Raw genomic sequence first — 18736 nt, forward strand, 5'->3', positions numbered from 1 at the left:
ATCGGTTGCTGAACGGAGCGGCGAAGCCGCGGAGATGAAGCGACCACCGCAACCGCCGTCGGCGGGTCAGGCGCGGCGGAAGCCGCCCTCGCTGTCGATGACCTGGCCGACGATCCACTCGCCCTCGTCGCTGACGAGCCACGCGATGAGGCGCGCCGGATCGTCGGGCTCGCCGAAGCGCCCGCTCGGGAACCGGTCGCGCAGCCACTCGAGGGTCGCGTCGCCCATCCCGTTGCCCGGATCGAGGAAGCCCGTGTTCACCGGCCCCGGGTTCACGGTGTTGAGCAGGATGCCCTGCGGCGCGAGCTCGTCGGCGACCGTCATGGTCATGCCCGCGAGCGCCGCCTTCGCCGTGGCGTAGGCGATCTCGCCGCGCATTGGACCCTTTCCCTGGCCCGACGTCATCCAGATCACGCGGCCGCCCGGTCTGGACGGATCGTGGCGCGCGGCGAACGCCTTCGTGAGCAGCAGCACCGCGCGGGCATCCACTGCCCAGTGCGCGTCGAGCGCCGCGGCGTCGATCTCGGCCAGCGTGCCGTCCGTGCCCGAGATCGCGTGGTTGCACACGAGGATGTCGAGCGCGCCCAGCGCGTCGATCGCCGCGTCGACCAGTGCGGCCGGCGCGGCCGGATCCGCGAGATCGCCCGGCAGGTCGAGCAGGCGCGCCCCCGGCGCGAGGTGCGGCTCGATCGACGCGCGCACGTCGGCGAGCTCGTCCGCGCCCCAGGGCTGCTCGACGTCGTGGGCGCGGTGGTGATGGATCGCGACGTCGGCGCCCATCGCCGCGAGTCGCCGCGCCACGGCCGCGCCGATCCCGCGCACGCGGCTCGCGCCGGTCACCAGCGCCGTGCGTCCCCGCAGCGGCAGCGATTGCGTCATCCGTCCTCCTCGAGCAGTGTCAACCGCCACGACGATACGCTGGCGCGATGGATCGGGACGAGTGGGAGGAGCGCGTCGCGGCGCTATGGGCGGACGACCTCGGCGACGAGGAGCGGATCGAGCGGATGCGGGTGCTCGCGGCGGATGCGCCGCACCCCGCGCTCGGCGCCTTCGAGCTCGGGGGCGCGCTCGACTCGGCCGGCCGCGAAGCCGCGGCCGACGAGCGGTACGCCGCCGCGACGGACGCGGGCCTGGCCGCGATCGACCCCGCGCGTGCGGCGCAGCTCGTCGTGCAGCACGCGTCGACCCTGCGCAACCTGGGTCGCACCGACGAGGCCATCGCGATGCTCCGCGCCGCGCGGCCGCACCCCGAGACCGGGGCGGCGCCCGCGGTGTTCCTCGCGCTCGCGCTGCACAGCGCCGGGCGTTCGGCCGAGGCGCTGCGCGTGGCCATCGAGGCGATCGAGCCGGGCCTGCCGCGCTACCGCCGCTCCGTCCGCGCGTACGCGGCCGCGCTCACGGATGCGGATCAGGGCAGCAGCGGCAGCACCTGAGCGAGGTCGACGGGGCCGATCACGAGCGGCGCCTGCGCGCGCACCGTCGGCTTCGCGTTGAACGCGAGTCCGAGCCCGGCCGCGGCGATCATGAGCAGGTCGTTCGCCCCGTCGCCGATCGCGACGGTGCGGCGCATCGGCACGCCGTGCTCCGCCGCCCACGCGCGCAGCTGCGCGGCCTTGCCCGCCGCGTCGACGATCGGCCCGTCCACCTCGCCGGTGAGCGTGCCGGAATCCGCGACGAGCCGGTTGGCGCGCCACACGTCCACCCCGAGCGACGGCGCGAGGTCGTCGAGGATCTCGTGGAAGCCGCCCGAGACGACGCCGACGACGCCGCCGCGGGCGTGCACGCCGTCGATCAGCTCGCGCACACCGGGCGTCGGCTCGATGCGCGCCCGCACTCGGGCGAACGACGCGGTCGGCACCCCCGCGAGCTCCCGCACGCGCGAGCGCAGGCTGGCGGCGAAGTCCACCTCGCCGCGCATGGCCGCCTCGGTCGCGGCGGCCACCTCGGCGCCCCGGCCGGCCTCGTCGGCGATCAGCTCGATCACCTCGTTGCGGATGAGCGTGGAGTCGGCATCGAGGACGACGAGGAAGCGCGCGGTCACGAGGGTCGAGCATATCGGTGCGCGGCGCGGGCGAATCGGCGCGCGCGGCCCGAACCGGGTGCTCGGGATCGGTAGGCTGATCGGCATGGCAGACCCCGTGCTCTCGTTCGCCGATGTCGTCGTCCGTCGTGGCCCCCGCAACATCGTGGACGGGGTCAGCTGGACGGTGAACGACGACGAGCGGTGGGTCATCCTCGGCCCGAACGGCGCCGGCAAGACGACGCTGCTGCAGCTCGCCGACACGCTCATGCACCCGACCTCCGGCACGGTGCGGATCCTCGACGAGCAGCTCGGCCGCACCGACGTGTTCGAGCTGCGCCCGCGCATCGGCTTCGCGTCCACGGCGCTGGCGCGGCAGATCCCCGCCGAGGAGACCGTGCTGAACGTCGTCATGACGGCGGCGTACTCGGTGATGGGCCGCTGGAACGAGGAGTACGAGAACGTCGACGAGCGCCGCGCGCTGCGCGTGCTGCGCGACTGGCGGCTGGATCACCTCGCCGACCGGCTCTTCGGCACGCTGAGCGACGGCGAGCGCAAGCGCGTGCAGATCGCGCGGGCAATCATGACCGATCCCGAGCTGCTCCTGCTCGACGAGCCGACCGCGAGCCTCGATCTCGGATCGCGCGAGGTGCTGCTGGCGCTCCTGTCGGAGTACGCGGCCTCGCCGTCCACGCCCGCGATCGTCATGGTGACGCACCACGTCGAGGAGATCCCGGTGGGCTTCACCCACGTGCTGCTGATGCGCGACGGGGGAGTGGTGGCGGCCGGCCCGATCGGCGAGACGCTCACGCCGCAGAATCTCTCCGAGACCTTCGGCATGCAGATCGCCCTCGCCTCGGCGAACGGGCGCTACGCCGCCCGCGCGCGCATCTGAGCGGGTCCCGCGCGACCTCTGATAGACTTGATCGCTGGTGCCGTCGCGCCCACAGACTTTCCCTTTATCCATCGCTCCCGCAAGGACATCCGAATGAAGACTGACACCCACCCCGAGTACAAGCCGATCGTGTTCCGCGACCTCGGTTCGGGCGAGACGTTCCTCACGCGCTCGACCGCGACCAGCGACAAGACGATCGAGCTCGACGGCGTCGAGTACCCGGTGATCGACGTCGAGATCTCGTCGGCCTCGCACCCGTTCTACACGGGCAAGCAGCGCATCATGGACTCGGCCGGTCGCGTCGAGAAGTTCAACCAGCGCTTCAAGGGCTTCGGCTCCAAGTAAGCCCCGCGCGTCACGAAGGCCCCGCTTCGGCGGGGCCTTCGTCGTTCCCGCGTTTCGCCGAACCCGCCCTCGATCCGCGAACCCGTCCCGGATCCGGCGCGGGTTGGGCGATCGAGCGCGGGTTCGGCGGCGGGGCGGCGGGGATGTCGAGGCGGATCGTGCCGCGGGCGAAGTCGACCACGCCCGGGCCCTTGTCGGGGGAGGGCGCGGGTACGACGGTCTGCTTCTCCTGCTCCCAGGATCTGAGCGCGTCCGCCGCGCTGGGGTGGAAGGCCTCGTTGAACAGGGCGGCGCCCGACGAGGCCTGGCCGTACTTCTTCTCGATCGGCAGCGACGAGTTCATCACCACGATGACGCTGATGGCGCCCGCGAGCGCGCCGAGGAACGGCAGCGCGAGCAGCGCGATGCGGATCAGCTCGTCGAGGCTCATGCCCCGATGGTACGGGTGCTCGCTCCGGCGGGATCAGCGGATGGGCCAGCTGCCGTCGACGACGGCGTCGATGCGACCGATCCTCACGAAGTACTCGGTGAGGCTCTCGGCCTGGGCACGGGCCCAGCCGATCTGCCGGGTGTGCAGCTCCTCCACCGTGTCGGGCAGCGTGTCGGCGTAGCGCTCGGCGATCGCCAGCGCGACGCGGCCGGCCGCGATCGCGTCGGCCGAGGCCTCGTGCGCGGCCTCCAGGGCGACGGCGTAGTGGGCGGCGACGACATCGAGCGTGCGCTTGCCCTTGCGGAACCGGTCGACGGTCTTGTCGATCACGAGCGGATCGATCACGGGGTGCGGATCGGCGATCGGCTCGAGGCCGTGGCGCTGCGCCTCGTGCTTGAGCATCGACAGGTCGAAGGCGGCGTTGTAGGCCACGATCGGGATGCCGCCGGCGAGGATCGTGCGCAGCGCGTTGACGATCTCGGCCACGACCTCGTGTGCCGGGCGCCCCTCCGCCCGCGCGTGCGCGGTCGTGATGCCGTGCACCGCCGTGGCGCCCTCGGGGATCTCGATGCCGGGGTCGGCGAGCCACGACTCGGCGTGCAGCACGGCGCCCGACGAATCGAGCAGGCCGACGTAGGCCGTGACGATCCGGTCGTTCTCCACGTCGACGCCCGTGGTCTCGAGGTCGAACACGGCCACGCGATCGAGCAGCCGCGTCGAGCGCTCCGCGAGCACCATGGGCGAGTCGTCGACCGGATCCGGGGTGGGCTCGCGAACGGCGACGGTCTCCGCGACGACGACGGTCTCTGCGACGACGGCCGTGGGCGCCACGACGGCCTCGGGTGCGCCGCTCGGCTCGTCCAGATCATCGAGGTCGAACAGCGGCGGCGGATCGGGCCAGCGGTCGCTCATATCCACACCGTAGGGCGGGGCGCCGACATTCCCGGGGCGCGGCGGCGGCGCGTCGCCGCACCTTTCGCTCCGTAGACTCGACGGGTGCCCGTCGCCTCTCCCTACGCCGATCGGCTCGCCCGCATCCCCGTCGAGCGCCGCGAGGTCGAGGTGCTCGGCGGCACGACGGCGTACTGGGCGTACGGACCCGAAGACGCCGAGACGACGATCGTGGCGTACCACGGCTTCCGCGGCGACCACCACGGGCTCGAGCCGGTCGTGGCGCACCTGCCGGGGGTGCGGGTCGTCATGCCCGACCTTCCCGGCTTCGGCGCCTCGCCGCCCCTGCCGGGCCGCACCCACGACCTCGATGCGTACGCGGAGTGGGCCACGGCCTTCGCGCAGGCCGCCGCTCCGGGCGCCGTCGTCCTCGGCCACTCGTTCGGCTCGATCGTCGCCGCGGCCGTCGTGGCGAGGGGACTTCCCACGCCCCGCCTGATCCTCATCAACCCGATCGGTGCGCCCGCGCTCGAGGGCCCGCGGGGCGTCTTCACGCGCCTCGCGGTGCTCTACTACGCGGCCGGCGCCCGCCTGCCCGAGCGGATCGGCACGTGGCTGCTGCGCACGCGCGTCATCGTGCGGGTCATGAGCCTCGCGATGGCCAAGACGCGCGAGCCGGCGCTGCGCCGCTGGATCCACGACCAGCACGACCGCTTCTTCTCGGGGTTCGCCGACCGCGACGTGCTGCGCCAGGCGTTCGTGACGAGCGTGTCGCATGACGTGCGCGAGTCGGCGCCGCGCATCGCGCAGCCCACCCTGCTCGTGGCGGCCGACCGCGACGACATCACGCCCATCGAGGCCGAGCGGGCGCTGCGCGGCCTGTTCCCCGACGCGCGCCTGGTCGAGCTGGCCGACGTCGGCCACCTCATCCACTACGAGAAGCCGGCCGAGGCCGCCGAGGCGATCCGGCGATTCCTGGCGGAGTAGGCGTCAGCGGCCGTCGCGCTTGGCGAGCTCCATGAGCCCGCTCACACGGTAGGGGATCGCCTCGCTCATGACGAGCGAGGTCTCGGTGCGCTCGACGCCCTCGATGCCCAGGATGCGTCCGTCGATGTCGAAGAGGTGGCGCGCGTCGCGGCAGGCGACGAAGGCCATCAGGTCGGTCTGCCCGCTCAGGCCGTGCACCTGCAGCACCTCGGGCAGGCGCGCGAGCTCGGCGGTGATCTTCTGCAGGTGCGGCTGACGCACCCCCACGGCGATGAACGCCTCGAGGGGGAATCCGAGGGCGGCCGTGGAGATCGAGCGCTCGAACGACCGGAACGCGCCGGACTTCTCCAGCCGGGACATCCGGGCCTGCACGGTGTTGCGCGACAGGTGCAGGCGCTCCGCGAGCGCCACCACCGTGGCGCGCGGGTCCTCGGCGAGGGCGGCGAGGAGTTCGAGGTCGACGTGATCGAGCGAGGCCATAGCGCAGGAGCCTAGCAGGTGCCAGCGGCCGGACCTGAGCAGGATGCTCAGTCGTTATCGAATCGAATGCGCGCCCTGCGGAGACCTTCCGCGGCTACGGCCCGCCGATCTGACAAACCGCACGCCCGTGGGTGGGTCAGGCGATCGCGTCGGCCGCGGCGAGCGTCACGCCGTCGGCGGCGACGTCGAAGACCCAGATCGAGGCGTTCGTGACGGGGGAGTCGGCGTTGGGCAGCGCTCCGTCGGTCGCCAGGCGCAGCAGCGTGCCGATCACGCCGCCGTGGCTCACCGCGATCACGCGGGCGTCGCCGTGGCGGGCGGCCAGGTCGTGCAGCGCCGTCGCCGCGCGCTCGGCCACCGCCGGCCGCGTCTCGGCGCCCGGCACCGCATCGCCGTAGCGCTCGCGCGCCTCGAGCACGCTCAGACCTTCGGCCACGCCGTAGCCGCGCTCGCCCAGGGCGTCGACGGTCTCGGGGGCGGGCAGGGCGAGCTCCGCGGCGATGATGCGCGCCGTCTCGGCCGCGCGCGAGAGCGGGCTCGCGGCGATCGCCGTGTAGCCGCCGTCGCGCAGCCGCTCCGCCGCCGCCCGTGCCTGCGCGCGGCCGGTGTCGTTGAGCGGGATGTCCGAGGAGCCCTGCAGGCGTCCTTCGAGGTTCCAGTCGGTCTGTCCGTGGCGCACGAGGGCGATGAGGGTCACCCGTCGAGGCTAGCGTCCGGCCGCGCCCTCACCCCTGGGAGGTCACCGGACGGCCGGCAGCGCCCGCGCGAGGTGTGCCAGCACGGGGCTCGTGCCCGCGTCGATCTTCACCGTCGCCCGGCGATCCGCCTTCGTCTCGCCGCGGTTGACGATGACGACGGGCAGCTTGCGGCGCCGGGCGCGCTCGACGAGCCGGATGCCGGAGTTCACGACGAGCGACGAGCCGGCCACGAGCAGCGCGTCGGCGGTGGCCACCAGCTGCTCGGCCTCGCGGAACCGGCCGGCGGGGATGTACTCGCCGAAGAACACGACGTCCGGCTTGAGCATGCCGCCGCACACCGTGCAGGCGGGGATCACGAAGCCCTCCGTCGACTCCGGCAGCACGTCGCCGTCCGGACCGAGCGGCACGTTCTCGGGCACGGTGATCCACGGGTTGTCGGCCTCGACTCGCGCGCCGATGTCGCGCCGGTCGAAGACCTGGCCGCAGCGCAGGCAGAACACGCGGCGCATCGTGCCGTGCAGCTCGACGACGCGGCTGCTGCCGGCGCGCAGGTGCAGGCCGTCGACGTTCTGCGTGATGACGCCCGTGGCGATGTCCGCGCGCTCCAGCTCGGCGATCGCCTCGTGGCCCTCGTTCGGCCGCGCGGTCGAGAACGCCTGCCAGCCCAGGTGCGAGCCGACCCAGTACCGGCGCCGCGCGGCCTCGTCGGCGAGGAACTGCTGCGCCGTCATGGGCGTGCGCCGCGGCGCGCCCTCGCCGCGATAGTCGGGGATGCCCGAGTCGGTGGAGACGCCCGCGCCCGTGAGGATCGCGAGGCGCCGCCCGGCGAGCGCGTCGATCGCGCGGCCGGCCTGGGCGGTCGCGGCGGCATCGAGCGGGGCGGTGGCGGTCACATCGGAAGTCTAGGCTTTGGGGGTTGTACCGGGATCGGAGGAGCGGATGGGGATCGAGCGGATCGACGACGCCGCGGACGAGCGGCTGGCCGACTACCGCGATCTCACCGACGTCGCGCTGCGCCGCGTGCTCGAGCCGCGGGGCGGGCTGTACATGGCCGAGTCGTCGAAGGTGCTGGGCCGCGCGCTCGCCGCGGGCCACGAGCCGCGCTCGGTGCTGACGGCCGAGAAGTGGCTGCCCGAGGTCGAGGCGCTGCTGGCGGGGCACCCCGAGGTGCCCGTGTACGTCGTGCCCGACGCCGTCGCCGAGGCCGTGACGGGCTACGCCGTGCACCGCGGCATGCTCGCCGCCATGCACCGGCCCGCCGACCGACCCGTCGCCGACGTGCTGCACGGCGCGCGCCTGGCGCTCGTGCTCGAGGACATCGTCGACCACACCAACGTGGGCGCGGCCTTCCGCGCCGCCGCCGGCCTCGGTGCCGACGCGGTGCTCGTCACGCCGCGCTGCGCCGATCCGCTCTACCGCCGCAGCGTGCGCGTGAGCATGGGCACCGTCTTCCAGGTGCCGTGGACGCGCCTGCCGGAGTGGCGCGGGCGCGCCGACGAGCCCGGCGCGACCGATCTGCTCCACGAGGCGGGCTTCCGCGTGGCGGCGCTCGTGCTCGCCGACGACGCGGTCGCGCTCGAGGACTTCGTGGCCGATCCGCCCGAGCGCGTCGCCCTCGTGATGGGATCCGAGGGGCACGGGCTGTCGCGGCAGGCGCTCGCCGCGGCCGACACGACCGTGACGATCCCCATGGCCGGCGGCGTCGACTCCCTCAACGTCGCCTCGGCCGCCGCCGTCGCCCTGTGGGCGCTGCGCTTCGCCCGGCGCTGATCCGGTTCAGTCCTCGGCCGCGGCCGACGGGGGGCTGAGCACCGGCAGCGCCTCGGGGCGCTTGGGCAGGATGTGGTCGCCCGAGGACTGGTGGCGCAGGCGCCGCAGCACCCACGGCACGAGATGCGTGCGCGCCCACACGAGGTCGTCGCGGCGCGCCTCGGTCCACTTGCGCTCGGGCAGGGGGTCGGGCTGCATCGGCTGCAGGTCGTTCGGCACGTTCAGCGTGCGCAGCACCATGCGGGCGACCTCGTGGTGCCCCAGCGGGTTCAGGTGCAGGCGGTCGGGCGACCAGAACCGCGCGTCCTGGATCTCCTTCAGCGCCCACAGATCCGCGACGATCGCGTCGTGGCGCTCGGCGACCGCCCGCATGTTCTCGTTGTAGATCGCGATCCGGCCGCGCAGCGCACGGAAGACGGGGTTCCAGCCCACGTCGAAGCCCGTGAAGATGACGACCGCGGCTCCCGTGCCGGCGAGCTTCGCCACGGCCTCGTCGAAGAGCACGGCGATCTCGTCCGGGTCGGTGCCGGGCCGCAGCACGTCGTTGCCGCCGGCGCAGAGCGTGACGAGGTCGGGCTGCAGCGCGACGGCGGCGTCGAGCTGCTCGGCGGCGATCTGGCGGATGAGCTTGCCGCGCACGGCGAGGTTGGCGTAGGCGAAGTCGTCGACCTGGCTCGCGAGCACGTCGGCGACGCGATCCGCCCAGCCGCGGTGCCCGCCGGGCGAGTCGGGCTCGGGGTCGCCGATGCCCTCGGTGAACGAGTCGCCCACCGCGACGAAGCGGCGCCAGGGATGCGGGCCCTCGTTGGCGACGTCGGGAGTCCGGGAGGAAGTCGTGTCGCTCATGACAGGAAGACTACGCGGAGCGCCGTGTCGGCGGCCTCGCTTATCGTGGATGGGTGCTGTCACCGTCCTTTCCGCAGAGAGCGCCCTGGGGCACCGCGGGAAGCCTCAGGGCCTGGCAGCAGGAGGCCCTCGACGCCTACGAGGCGGCCGGCAAGCGCGACTTCCTCGTGGCCGCCACGCCCGGCGCCGGCAAGACGACGTTCGCCCTCACGCTCGCGCGCAAGCTGCGGCACGAGGACGTCATCGACCAGATCATCGTCGTCGCGCCCACCGAGCACCTCAAGACGCAGTGGGCCGACGCGGCCGCTCGCGTGAACATCCGCCTCGATCCGGCCTTCCGCAACAGCCACACCGCCCCGTCCCGCCAGTACCACGGCGTCGTCGTCACCTACGCGCAGGTCGCCGCCAAGGCGATCGTGCACCGCGCCCTCACCGAGCGCGCCCGCACCCTCGTCATCCTCGACGAGGTGCACCACGGCGGCGACGCGCTCAGCTGGGGCGATGCGATCCGCGAGGCGTATGAGCCCGCCACGCGGCGCCTGCTGCTGAGCGGCACGCCGTTCCGCAGCGACGACGCGCCGATCCCGTTCGTCGAGTACGCGCCCGACGAGCAGGGCCGGCGCACCTCGGTCACCGACTACGCGTACGGCTACGGCCGCGCGCTCGCCGACGGCGTCGTGCGGCCCGTGCTGTTCCACGTGTACTCGGGGCACATGAAGTGGCGCACGCGCGCCGGCGACGAGCTCGAGGCGCACCTGGGCCAGGACAACATCAAGGACGTCACGGCGCAGGCGTGGCGCACGGCGCTCGATCCGAACGGCGAGTGGATGTCGGCGGTGCTGCGGTCGGCGGATGCGCGGCTCACGGAGATCCGCCACCATGTGCCCGACGCGGGCGGCCTCGTGCTCGCGACCGACCAGACCGCCGCGCGCGCCTACGCCAAGCTGCTGCACTCGATCACGGGCAAGCGGGCGACGGTCGTCCTCTCCGACGACGTCGAGGCGTCGCGGCGGATCGAGCGGTTCAGCGAGAGCGACGACCGCTGGATGGTCGCCGTGCGCATGGTGTCGGAGGGCGTGGACGTGCCCCGCCTCGCGGTGGGCGTCTACGCCACGTCGTCGTCGACCCCGCTGTTCTTCGCGCAGGCCATCGGCCGCTTCGTGCGCGCTCGCCGCCGCGGCGAGGCCGCGAGTGTGTTCCTGCCCCACGTGCCGGTGCTGATGGCGCACGCGAGCGAGATGGAGCGCCAGCGCGACCACGTGCTCGACCGCGGCGAGAAGGACGAGGACGGCCTCGACGACTCGCTGCTCGAGGCCGCCGAGCGCGAGGACAAGGCCTCCGACGCGCTGATGGAGGAGGGGTCGTTCCAGGCGCTCGGATCGGTCGCGCACTTCGACCGGGTCGTGTTCGAGGGCAAGGAGTTCGGCCAGCTCGCGGTGCCCGGCACCGAGGAGGAGCAGGAGTTCATCGGCCTTCCCGGCCTGCTCGAGCCCGAGCACGTGCACGAGCTGCTCATGCAGCGCGTGCAGCGGCAGTCCAAGCACCGCCAGGCGCGCGAGTCCCGCGAGCAGGAGGGCGAGGTCACCACGACGCTGCCCGAGCCGCTGCACCGCACGCTCAAGGAGCAGCGGCAGCTGCTCAACAGCCTCGTCGGCGTCTACGCGCGCCAGACCGGCCAGCCGCACGGCGCGATCCACGCCGAGCTGCGCCGCACGTGCGGCGGCCCCGCGGTCGCGCAGGCCACGGTGGCGCAGCTGCAGAAGCGCATCCAGGTGCTCCGCCGCCGCGTGCACTCGTAGTCGCTCGTCCGGCGCGGGGGTGCGGCTCGGTTCGGGAGGGGATCCCGGTTCGAGAGGACGGATCGGCGGGGTTCGGTCCTCGGGAGTGGGGATCTCCTCTCGAAGCGCCCGCGGTCAGCGGCCGATCCGCCGTTCGGATCCCCGAAATGCTGTCAATCCGGCCTCCCGGGCCGGGGAGCGCGGCGGCCCGCGGATAGCGTTGTGCGGTGAGCGACGCCCCATCCCAGACCCCGAACGCCCCGACCGCCGCCGACCGGCGCCGGTTCGCCCAGTACATCGCGGACGAGCGCGCGGAGGCCGCGGTGTACCGCCGTCTCGCGCGGCTGCGCGAGGGCGAGGAGCGCGAGATCCTGCTCGAGCTCGAGCGGGCCGAGCAGCGCCACGAGGAGCACTGGGTGCGGCTGCTGGGCGGCATGCCGCCCAAGCTCCCGCGCGCCCGGCTCGCCGACCGCTTCACGGGCTGGATGGCCGCGCGCTTCGACTCCGTCTTCACCCTCGCGCTCGCGCAGATGGCCGAGAGCCGCTCGCCGTACGACAAGGATCCGTTCGCCACGCCCGCCATGCGCGCGGACGAGAAGATCCACCACGAGGTCGTGCGGGGGCTTGCGGCCCGCAGCCGACGGCGGCTGTCGGGCACGTTCCGCGCCGCCGTCTTCGGCGCCAACGACGGGCTCGTGAGCAATCTCGCGCTCGTCATGGGCATCGGCGCGACCGGTGCCGCGCCGCACTTCGTGCTCTTCAGCGGCATCGCCGGCCTCCTCGCCGGCGCGCTGTCGATGGGCGCGGGGGAGTTCGTCTCGGTGCGCTCGCAGCGCGAGATGCTCGACGCGACCGAGCCGAGCGACTTCGGCGACCGCTACCTGCCCGACCTCGACATCGACGCCAACGAGCTCGCCCTCGTCTACCGCACGCGCGGGCAGAGCGAGCAGGAGGCGGCGGAGCACGCGCGGCGCGTGATCGAGGCCGCGCACGCCGGCACGATGCCGACCGGGCCGCACGCGATCGACGCGCACGAGGTGGTCGGCGGGGCCTTCCGGGCCGCGTGGTCGAGCTTCCTGTTCTTCGCCTCCGGCGCGATCATCCCCGTGCTGCCGTGGATCTTCGGCCTCTCCGGCATCCCGGCCGTCGTCATCGCGCTCGTCCTCGTGGGGATCGCCCTGCTGCTCACGGGCGGCACGGTCGGTCTGCTGTCGGGTGCGTCGCCGATCCCGCGCGCGCTGCGCCAGCTCGGCATCGGCTTCGGTGCCGCCGCCGTGACGTACCTGCTGGGCCTGCTCTTCGGGGTGAGCGTGGCGTGACGCGCCCGGGCGTCGGCCCGGTGCGGGGATCGGGTGGGGATCGTGGTAACGTAGTTCCTCGGTCCGCAGTGCGGATCACACCCAATGCGCGGGTGGCGGAATAGGTAGACGCGCTAGCTTGAGGTGCTAGTGCCCGTATTAGGGCGTGGGGGTTCAAGTCCCCCCTCGCGCACAGAACGAGGAAGGACCCGGCCGAGCGGCCGGGTCCTTCTTCGTATGCCGAGGGAGTGGGGGAGTCACTTCTCCGGGGGATCTCCGTTGCGTGAGGAGGCTCAGCGCCCTCCCGGTAGGTTGGAGCGCATGGCCCGACCCGAGAACACGCCCGAGAACGAGGTGCCGGAGGTTGCGCGGATCGCCGCGGACCTGATCCGGATCGACACGACGAACTACGGCGGCGGCAACGCCAAGGGTGAGCGCGAGGCCGCCGAGTACGTGGGCGCGTACCTGGAGTCGCTCGGCCTCGAGCCGGAGTACTACGAGCCGATCCCGCGCCGCACGAACGTCATGGCGCGCGTGACGGGCCGCAACCCCGACAAGCCCGCGCTCGTGCTGCACGGTCACCTGGACGTCGTGCCCGCCGTGGCGGAGGACTGGTCGGTCGATCCGTTCGCGGGGGAGATCCGCGACGGCATGCTGTGGGGCCGCGGCGCCGTGGACATGAAGAACATGGACGCGATGATCCTCACGGCGGTGGCCGACCTGCTGCGGGCGGGGGAGCGGCCCGAGCGCGACCTCATCCTGGCGTTCTTCGCGGACGAGGAGAACGGCGGCGTCGAGGGGTCCGCGCTCGTCGTGAAGGACCGCCCGGACTGGTTCGCCGGCGCGACCGAGGCCATCAGCGAGGTCGGCGGGTACACCATCCCGATCGGCGACCGCAGCGCGTACCTGCTGCAGGTGGGCGAGAAGGCGCTGATGTGGATCAAGCTCATCGCCCGCGGTCGCGCCGGGCACGGCAGCCGATTCCACCCCGAGAACGCCGTGACGCGGCTGTCCGAGGCGCTCGCGACGCTCGGCCGCGTGGCGTGGCCCGTGGAGATGACCGCGACCACGAGCCAGCTGCTGGAGGGCATCGCCGAGCTCAGCGGCGAGACGAGCACCGATCCCGACGTGCTGGCCGCGCACGCGGGGCCCGCCGAGGCGTTCATCAAGTCGACGTTCCGCACCGTGTCGAACCCCACGGGGCTGATGGCCGGCTACAAGCACAACGTGATCCCGGATCGCGCGGAGGCGACCGTCGACGTGCGCGTGCTGCCCGGCACGGAGGACACGGTGCTCGCCGAGATCCAGCGGATCGTGGGCGACGACATCGAGATCGAGATGGTCGTGCGCGACATCGGCCTGGAGATCCCGTTCGCCGGCCCGCTCGTCGACGCGATGGTCGGCGCCCTCGGCCGCCACGACCCGGGCGTCCCGGTGCTGCCGTACCTGCTGGGCGCCGGCACCGACAACAAGGCCCTCTCGCAGCTCGGCATCGACGGCTACGGCTTCGCGCCGCTGCGCCTGCCGGCCGACCTGGACTTCACGGGCATGTTCCACGGCGTGGACGAGCGCGTGCCGGTCGACGCGCTCGCGTTCGGCCAGCGCGTGCTCGCGGACCTCATCCGCTCGTACTGACGGATCCTCCGGAAGTCTGACGAGACGTTCGGCGCCGGTGACCTAGAGTCGACTCTCGTGCATTACATCGAGGCGCTCATCCTGGGGCTCGTGCAGGGTCTGACGGAGTTCCTGCCGATCTCGTCCAGCGCGCACATCCGCGTCGTCGGCGAGTTCCTGCCCTCCGCGGCGGACCCCGGCGCGACCTTCACCGCGATCACGCAGATCGGCACCGAGCTGGCCGTGCTCGTGTACTTCTGGGGCAGGATCGTCACGATCATCCGCAAGTGGGCGCTGTCGCTGGCCGGCAAGATCGCGAAGGACGACCCGGACGTGCGGATGGGCTGGCTCGTCATCATCGGCACGATCCCGATCGGCATCCTCGGGTTCACGCTGCAGGAGTACATCCGCGACACCTTCCGCAACCTGTGGCTCGTCGCGGCCGTGCTCATCGGCTTCGGCATCATCCTGGGCCTCGTCGACCGCTATGCGCGGCGCGACCGGACGATGGATCAGGTCACCTACCCGCACGGCCTCACGATCGGCGTGGCGCAGGCGCTCGCGCTGGTGCCGGGCGTCTCGCGCTCCGGCGCGACGACGACGGCCGCGCGTGCCCTCGGCTACGACCGCACCTCGGCGGCGGAGTTCGCCTTCCTGCTCGCGGTGCCGGCCGTGTTCGCGTCGGGCCTGTGGGAGCTGCGCGAGGGGCTGGAGACGGGCGATCCGGGTCCCTACGGCTGGGGCGGCACGATCCTCGCCACCGTCGTGGCGGGCGTGGTCGGCTGGGTCGTCATCGCGTACCTGATGCGCTACCTCAAGACGGGCAGCTTCCTGCCGTTCGTGATCTACCGCGTGGCACTCGGCGCCGTGCTCATGATCCTGCTCGCCACCGGCGTCCTGGCGGCATATTGATTCGCGCCGGCCCGCACATGGCCGGATGGTGCGCCTCTGACGACGTCATCCTGGAGCCCGACGGTGAGCACTGAGCCCGAGGCCATCGACACCGAGCGCGAGCCGACCACATGGACCCTCGCGCCCGACGAGTTCGCCGCGACCAAGAACCGCGCTGCCAAGATCAGCGCCCTCGCGATCTCGGCACAGCGCTCGCCGCGGTACGCCGAGCTCTGGAGTGCGATGGGGATCTCACGGCCCGCCGTGCGGTGGGTCGTCGACGGGTTCGACCTGTCACGGCCATGAGCGCCCGGTGTACGCGGCTTCGTTGCTGCAGACCAGTTCGCTCAACATGCGCCGCCGGACCACCACGCAAGAACTCCGGTTGGCGATCGCGGTGTCGATCGAACGCAAGAATCACCGGCAACGCGAGCAGGATCGCTGCGGTGGATTGACGCCGATCGAATACGACGACAGACTGACCCCCGACCGCGAGTCCTCGCGGCCTACAACCGAGTGTCACCTACGGCTGCATCGCGCCTATCACTTGGCGGATGGGACTGCTGCACGAATAGGTGACAGGTTGTAGTCACGCCGCCAGTGCGGCGGTCGTGTTCATGATGGTCTCGAACTCGATGGGCGTCAAACGGCCCAGGCGGAGTTGGCGCCTCCGGCGGTGGTAGGTCCGCTCGATCCAGGTGACGATCGCAATCCGCAGCTGCTCCCGGGTGGTCCACGAGCGGCGGTCGAGGACGTTCTTCTGCAGCAGGGCGAAGAACGATTCCATGGCGGCGTTGTCGCCGCTGGAGCCGACTCTGCCCATCGATCCGACCATGCGGTGGCAGGCCAGGGCGCGCAGGAACTTCCTGCTCCGAAATTGAGATCCTCGGTCCGAGTGGACGATGCAGCCGGCGACATCACCGCGCATCTGGGCGGCGTTCTCGAGCGCCTGGACGGCCAAGCGGGACTTCATTCTCGAGTCGATCGAGTACCCGACGATCCGGCCCGAATACACGTCCTTGATCGCGCAGAGGTAGAGCTTGCCTTCACTCGTTTTGTGCTCCGTGATGTCCACGAGCCAGAGCTCGTTCGGCGCGTCGGCGGCGAACACGTGACGCGTTCTGCCGTCCTCGTCGATGACGGCGCAGAGGTCGTCGTGGACGGGTGGGCCGGGGCGCCGGCCCTTGCCGCGCTTCTTCCCGAACGCGCTCCACCACCCATTCGTGGACGCGATCCGCCACGCCGTCCGATCCGACATGGATTCGCCCGCATCACGGGCCTCGTCGGCGAGGAGCCGGTGCCCGAACTCGGGGTCGTCGCGGTGCGCGTCGAAGAGCGCGTTCGCGCGATACGCCTCCACCACCTTGCTGGAGGTGATGGGATCCGCCAGCCACCGGTAATAGGGCTGGCGAGAGAGCTTGAGCACCCGACACGTCACCGTCACAGGAATCCCTGCGGCGGCGAGCTCCCTCACGAGCGGGTAGAACCTTTTCCCGGGAGGTTCGCCTGCGACAGATACGCCGCCGCTCGACGCAACACCTCGTTCTCCTGCTCCAGCAGCCAGATCCGTTTCCGCGCCTCCCGCAGCTCAGCCCCTTCGACACGGGATTGGCCGGGCTTGGCACCCTCGTCGACGTCGGCGCGACGCAACCACTTCTGCAACGTCATCGGGTGGACGCCGAAGTCTTTCGCGATCTGCTCGATCGTCACTCCGGGCTCACGGTTCCGCGCGACGCGCACGACGTCATCACGGAACTCGGTCGGGTAGGGCTTGGGCACAGCAACATCCTTCCAGGCCACCCTCGAGGGCAAGCCAGATCAGATGTCACCTATTCGTGCAGCAGTCCCGATTCAATCCAGGTGACCGCGCCGGGAGACAGCTTTCGCCCGGCGTGGGCACCTGTGAGAATGGCCTAATGACAGTGAGGACGGGAGCAAGTTCGACGATGGGCGACCCTGCCGACACCCGTTTCATCGGATCCGTTCTCACGGGTCTCGGCGCGGTCCTCTCCGCGGGCGTCGCCATCTGGGTGCTCGGGATGTCGGCGGGCTCCCACCGAGAAGGCTTTGGCACGGCGGTGGGGGTCTTCTTCTACGGGGCCTGCGCTCTGTTGATGGTCACCTCGGTGATCATCGCGATGATGGGTGCCCGTCGAGCGCAGGGCCGTGACCGACGTGCGCTTCTCACACTCGCGGTCGCGATGCCGGCAGTCGGCCTCGTGGTGATTGTCACCGCCGCCTCGGTACTTCTTTGACAGGGCCAGTGTTCAGCCGCTCTGACGAGCACGTCTACGATTATTAGAGGTCTCAGCTGCGCTCCGAGAGCTGATGAGGGCTCGTCGACCGCCTCGGCAGTCGGGCTGGGCGCAGGGCCAGCCTCTCACCGGGGTCGATTCCAGACCGCGTTTGTTCAACTGCAGCACGTTGACGTAGGCGGTCACCGATCGCGATGGGGCTGTCACCGAGTGCGACCGCGTAGCGGGCGGTCTGCCTCTCGTCGTTCAGCGCGAGCTCGCCCTGCGCCTAGGAGCTTTTCCCCAAGTCGATGAGGTCGTGACGGAACTCGGCCTAGACCTACCCGCGTCGTATCGCACCGCGCACTGATTCGCTCTCAGGAGCCGAGTACCGCGACGATCGGCCGATGATCGCTGCCAGGGCTCGGAGTATCGATGATTCGCACATCGAGCACCTCCCAGAGTGCGCCGACGAGAACATGATCGATCGGCGAGGATAGTGGCTGAGGTGCGGTCGAGGGCCACGTGCCCGATGCGGCCATGGACGAGGCCTGGGCGGCATCGCTGCAGCCTGGCAGAGCGCCGAGATGGTCGATGGTCGCGTTGAGATCGCCTGCGACGACGACGCCAGCGCCCAAGGTCCGGCACTGCTCCGCGACCCATTTCAGCCCATCCCGCCAGTCGTCCATGTTCGCCGGTAGCGGCGGCATCGGATGCGCAACGACGATCGGCGGAGAAGCCTCGTCGTCGGGGAGCCAGACTCCGCTCGGCAGACCCGGTGTGGAACCACGAGAAGCATCGAGCCGATAGCTTCCGAGCTCCGTCGAGATCAGCACGGAGGTCGGAATCCGCTCTCCCACCGTCGACGACGACATTGTCAGCCCGTGTTCTGCGAGGATCGTGCGTATCTCGCCCGCAGCCACGGCGTCCGTCTCAGGCAGGGCAATCACATCAGGTCGAACCGTCAGGGCGAGATCGGCGATCTTCTGAGTCGACGTCGCACCGCCCTGGGCGTTCCACGACAGGACGATGAGGTCGCCGTCGACGAGCATGGAGGTGCTGTCAGGGGGCGCGAAGGCGTTTCCCCAGCCCCGTGCTCCGAGGACGGCGGCCTGCGCGAGGGCAGCGATCAGGAGGACGCCGGCGACGACGACCGCGATGATCCGGCGAGATCGCCGATTCGCCAGGAGGGCGATTCCTCCCGTGATCACGGCGACGACAGCGAAGCCGATAACGAGGACCGGGCGAAAGGCAATGAGCTGAGCGACGCCGAAGGCTCTGTGCAGCCCGAACGACTGAGGCCAGGTGGCGCCAACGAGCATGACAGAGGCGACAATGAGGGCTGCGATCACGACGACGACTCGTCGGGTGCTCCAGCGCCGCGGGGTCGATGAACCGTTGTGCGTCACCGGTGGGCGCGGTTCTATCGTCACTGCCATGTGCACAGTTTCCTCTGATGAGCTGAAGGGAATTCGGACGGAGTACGACCGGGCCCGATTGGCGAGAAGTGCAACATCGTGCACCGGGAGGGCCTGTTCGACTCTCACGTGCTGGAGTAG

21 protein-coding genes and 1 tRNA gene are annotated in these 18736 nt (G+C 71.5%); 12 read left to right on the top strand and 10 right to left on the bottom strand.

Going from position 1 to position 18736, the window contains the following annotated elements:
• Positions 1–66: 66 nt before the first annotated feature.
• On the bottom strand, positions 67–879 hold the full coding sequence (locus tag ACODR5_RS09065; protein ID WP_488983402.1) for an SDR family oxidoreductase: 813 nt from the start codon (positions 877–879) through the stop codon (positions 67–69).
• A gap of 47 nt (positions 880–926) precedes the next feature.
• Between ACODR5_RS09065 and ACODR5_RS09070 the strand changes: the two genes are divergently transcribed.
• A complete protein-coding gene (locus tag ACODR5_RS09070) occupies positions 927–1433 on the top strand; it encodes a tetratricopeptide repeat protein (RefSeq protein WP_488983403.1) in 507 nt (168 codons plus the stop codon).
• Here the strand turns inward: ACODR5_RS09070 and serB are convergent.
• Complete coding sequence (gene serB, locus ACODR5_RS09075) at positions 1409–2041, bottom strand: phosphoserine phosphatase SerB (protein WP_449855284.1); 633 nt, start codon at positions 2039–2041, stop codon at positions 1409–1411. The genes ACODR5_RS09070 and serB overlap by 25 nt on opposite strands.
• A gap of 85 nt (positions 2042–2126) precedes the next feature.
• Between serB and ACODR5_RS09080 the strand changes: the two genes are divergently transcribed.
• Positions 2127–2915: an ABC transporter ATP-binding protein gene (locus tag ACODR5_RS09080; protein WP_449855283.1), complete on the top strand. Its 789-nt coding sequence runs from the start codon at positions 2127–2129 to the stop codon at positions 2913–2915.
• 93 nt (positions 2916–3008) lie between these two features.
• Positions 3009–3260, top strand: a complete 252-nt coding sequence (locus ACODR5_RS09085; protein ID WP_449855282.1) for a type B 50S ribosomal protein L31 — start codon at positions 3009–3011, stop codon at positions 3258–3260.
• 10 nt (positions 3261–3270) lie between these two features.
• Here ACODR5_RS09085 and ACODR5_RS09090 read toward each other — a convergent pair whose 3' ends face one another.
• Complete coding sequence (locus tag ACODR5_RS09090) at positions 3271–3690, bottom strand: hypothetical protein (RefSeq protein WP_488983404.1); 420 nt, start codon at positions 3688–3690, stop codon at positions 3271–3273.
• A 33-nt stretch (positions 3691–3723) separates the two neighbouring features.
• On the bottom strand, positions 3724–4428 hold the full coding sequence (locus ACODR5_RS09095) for a 3'-5' exonuclease (RefSeq protein ID WP_488983422.1): 705 nt from the start codon (positions 4426–4428) through the stop codon (positions 3724–3726).
• Positions 4429–4686: 258 nt separating this feature from the next.
• On the opposite strand from ACODR5_RS09095, the gene ACODR5_RS09100 reads away from it, so the two are divergent.
• Entirely contained in the window at positions 4687–5568 is an 882-nt protein-coding gene (locus tag ACODR5_RS09100) for an alpha/beta fold hydrolase (protein ID WP_488983405.1), read from the top strand.
• A gap of 3 nt (positions 5569–5571) precedes the next feature.
• Here ACODR5_RS09100 and ACODR5_RS09105 read toward each other — a convergent pair whose 3' ends face one another.
• The 3 genes from ACODR5_RS09105 to ACODR5_RS09115 all read right to left on the bottom strand — a co-directional run bounded on the left by ACODR5_RS09105 (position 5572) and on the right by ACODR5_RS09115 (position 7639).
• Positions 5572–6048: an Lrp/AsnC family transcriptional regulator gene (locus tag ACODR5_RS09105; protein ID WP_488983406.1), complete on the bottom strand. Its 477-nt coding sequence runs from the start codon at positions 6046–6048 to the stop codon at positions 5572–5574.
• Between the two features lie 136 nt (positions 6049–6184).
• On the bottom strand, positions 6185–6745 hold the full coding sequence (locus ACODR5_RS09110) for a histidine phosphatase family protein (protein ID WP_449855279.1): 561 nt from the start codon (positions 6743–6745) through the stop codon (positions 6185–6187).
• A 42-nt stretch (positions 6746–6787) separates the two neighbouring features.
• Positions 6788–7639, bottom strand: coding sequence for a Sir2 family NAD-dependent protein deacetylase (locus tag ACODR5_RS09115; RefSeq protein WP_488983407.1), 852 nt, complete (start codon positions 7637–7639; stop codon positions 6788–6790).
• A 46-nt stretch (positions 7640–7685) separates the two neighbouring features.
• On the opposite strand from ACODR5_RS09115, the gene ACODR5_RS09120 reads away from it, so the two are divergent.
• Positions 7686–8516 carry a TrmH family RNA methyltransferase gene (locus ACODR5_RS09120; protein WP_488983408.1) on the top strand — a complete coding sequence of 277 codons (831 nt, stop codon included), beginning with the start codon at positions 7686–7688 and terminating at the stop codon, positions 8514–8516.
• 6 nt (positions 8517–8522) lie between these two features.
• Here the strand turns inward: ACODR5_RS09120 and ACODR5_RS09125 are convergent, their stop codons facing one another.
• On the bottom strand, positions 8523–9362 hold the full coding sequence (locus tag ACODR5_RS09125) for an SGNH/GDSL hydrolase family protein (RefSeq protein ID WP_449853116.1): 840 nt from the start codon (positions 9360–9362) through the stop codon (positions 8523–8525).
• A gap of 53 nt (positions 9363–9415) precedes the next feature.
• Between ACODR5_RS09125 and ACODR5_RS09130 the strand changes: the two genes are divergently transcribed.
• The 6 genes from ACODR5_RS09130 to ACODR5_RS09155 all read left to right on the top strand — a co-directional run bounded on the left by ACODR5_RS09130 (position 9416) and on the right by ACODR5_RS09155 (position 15249).
• Positions 9416–11161, top strand: a complete 1746-nt coding sequence (locus ACODR5_RS09130; RefSeq protein WP_488983409.1) for a DEAD/DEAH box helicase — start codon at positions 9416–9418, stop codon at positions 11159–11161.
• A gap of 206 nt (positions 11162–11367) precedes the next feature.
• The gene (locus tag ACODR5_RS09135) at positions 11368–12459 is read left to right on the top strand and encodes a VIT1/CCC1 transporter family protein (protein WP_488983410.1); all 1092 of its coding nucleotides are present in this window, start codon (positions 11368–11370) and stop codon (positions 12457–12459) included.
• A gap of 86 nt (positions 12460–12545) precedes the next feature.
• Positions 12546–12631 (top strand) — tRNA-Leu (locus ACODR5_RS09140).
• Between the two features lie 128 nt (positions 12632–12759).
• On the top strand, positions 12760–14073 hold the full coding sequence (locus ACODR5_RS09145; protein ID WP_488983411.1) for a M20/M25/M40 family metallo-hydrolase: 1314 nt from the start codon (positions 12760–12762) through the stop codon (positions 14071–14073).
• A 57-nt stretch (positions 14074–14130) separates the two neighbouring features.
• Positions 14131–14964 carry an undecaprenyl-diphosphate phosphatase gene (locus tag ACODR5_RS09150; RefSeq protein WP_488983412.1) on the top strand — a complete coding sequence of 278 codons (834 nt, stop codon included), beginning with the start codon at positions 14131–14133 and terminating at the stop codon, positions 14962–14964.
• Between the two features lie 63 nt (positions 14965–15027).
• Complete coding sequence (locus ACODR5_RS09155) at positions 15028–15249, top strand: hypothetical protein (RefSeq protein ID WP_488983413.1); 222 nt, start codon at positions 15028–15030, stop codon at positions 15247–15249.
• 283 nt (positions 15250–15532) lie between these two features.
• On the opposite strand, the gene ACODR5_RS09160 is transcribed toward ACODR5_RS09155, so the two are convergent.
• A protein-coding gene (locus ACODR5_RS09160; protein WP_488983414.1) for an IS3 family transposase occupies positions 15533–16722 on the bottom strand; the annotation gives its coding sequence in 2 pieces (ribosomal slippage) (positions 15533–16435 and positions 16438–16722; 1188 coding nt in all).
• Positions 16723–16889: 167 nt separating this feature from the next.
• On the opposite strand from ACODR5_RS09160, the gene ACODR5_RS09165 reads away from it, so the two are divergent.
• Positions 16890–17198 carry a hypothetical protein gene (locus ACODR5_RS09165; protein WP_449855307.1) on the top strand — a complete coding sequence of 103 codons (309 nt, stop codon included), beginning with the start codon at positions 16890–16892 and terminating at the stop codon, positions 17196–17198.
• 356 nt (positions 17199–17554) lie between these two features.
• On the opposite strand, the gene ACODR5_RS09170 is transcribed toward ACODR5_RS09165, so the two are convergent.
• Complete coding sequence (locus tag ACODR5_RS09170) at positions 17555–18616, bottom strand: endonuclease/exonuclease/phosphatase family protein (RefSeq protein ID WP_460817635.1); 1062 nt, start codon at positions 18614–18616, stop codon at positions 17555–17557.
• Positions 18617–18736 lie beyond the last annotated feature (120 nt).

Source organism: Microbacterium sp. FG3 (assembly GCF_057809335.1).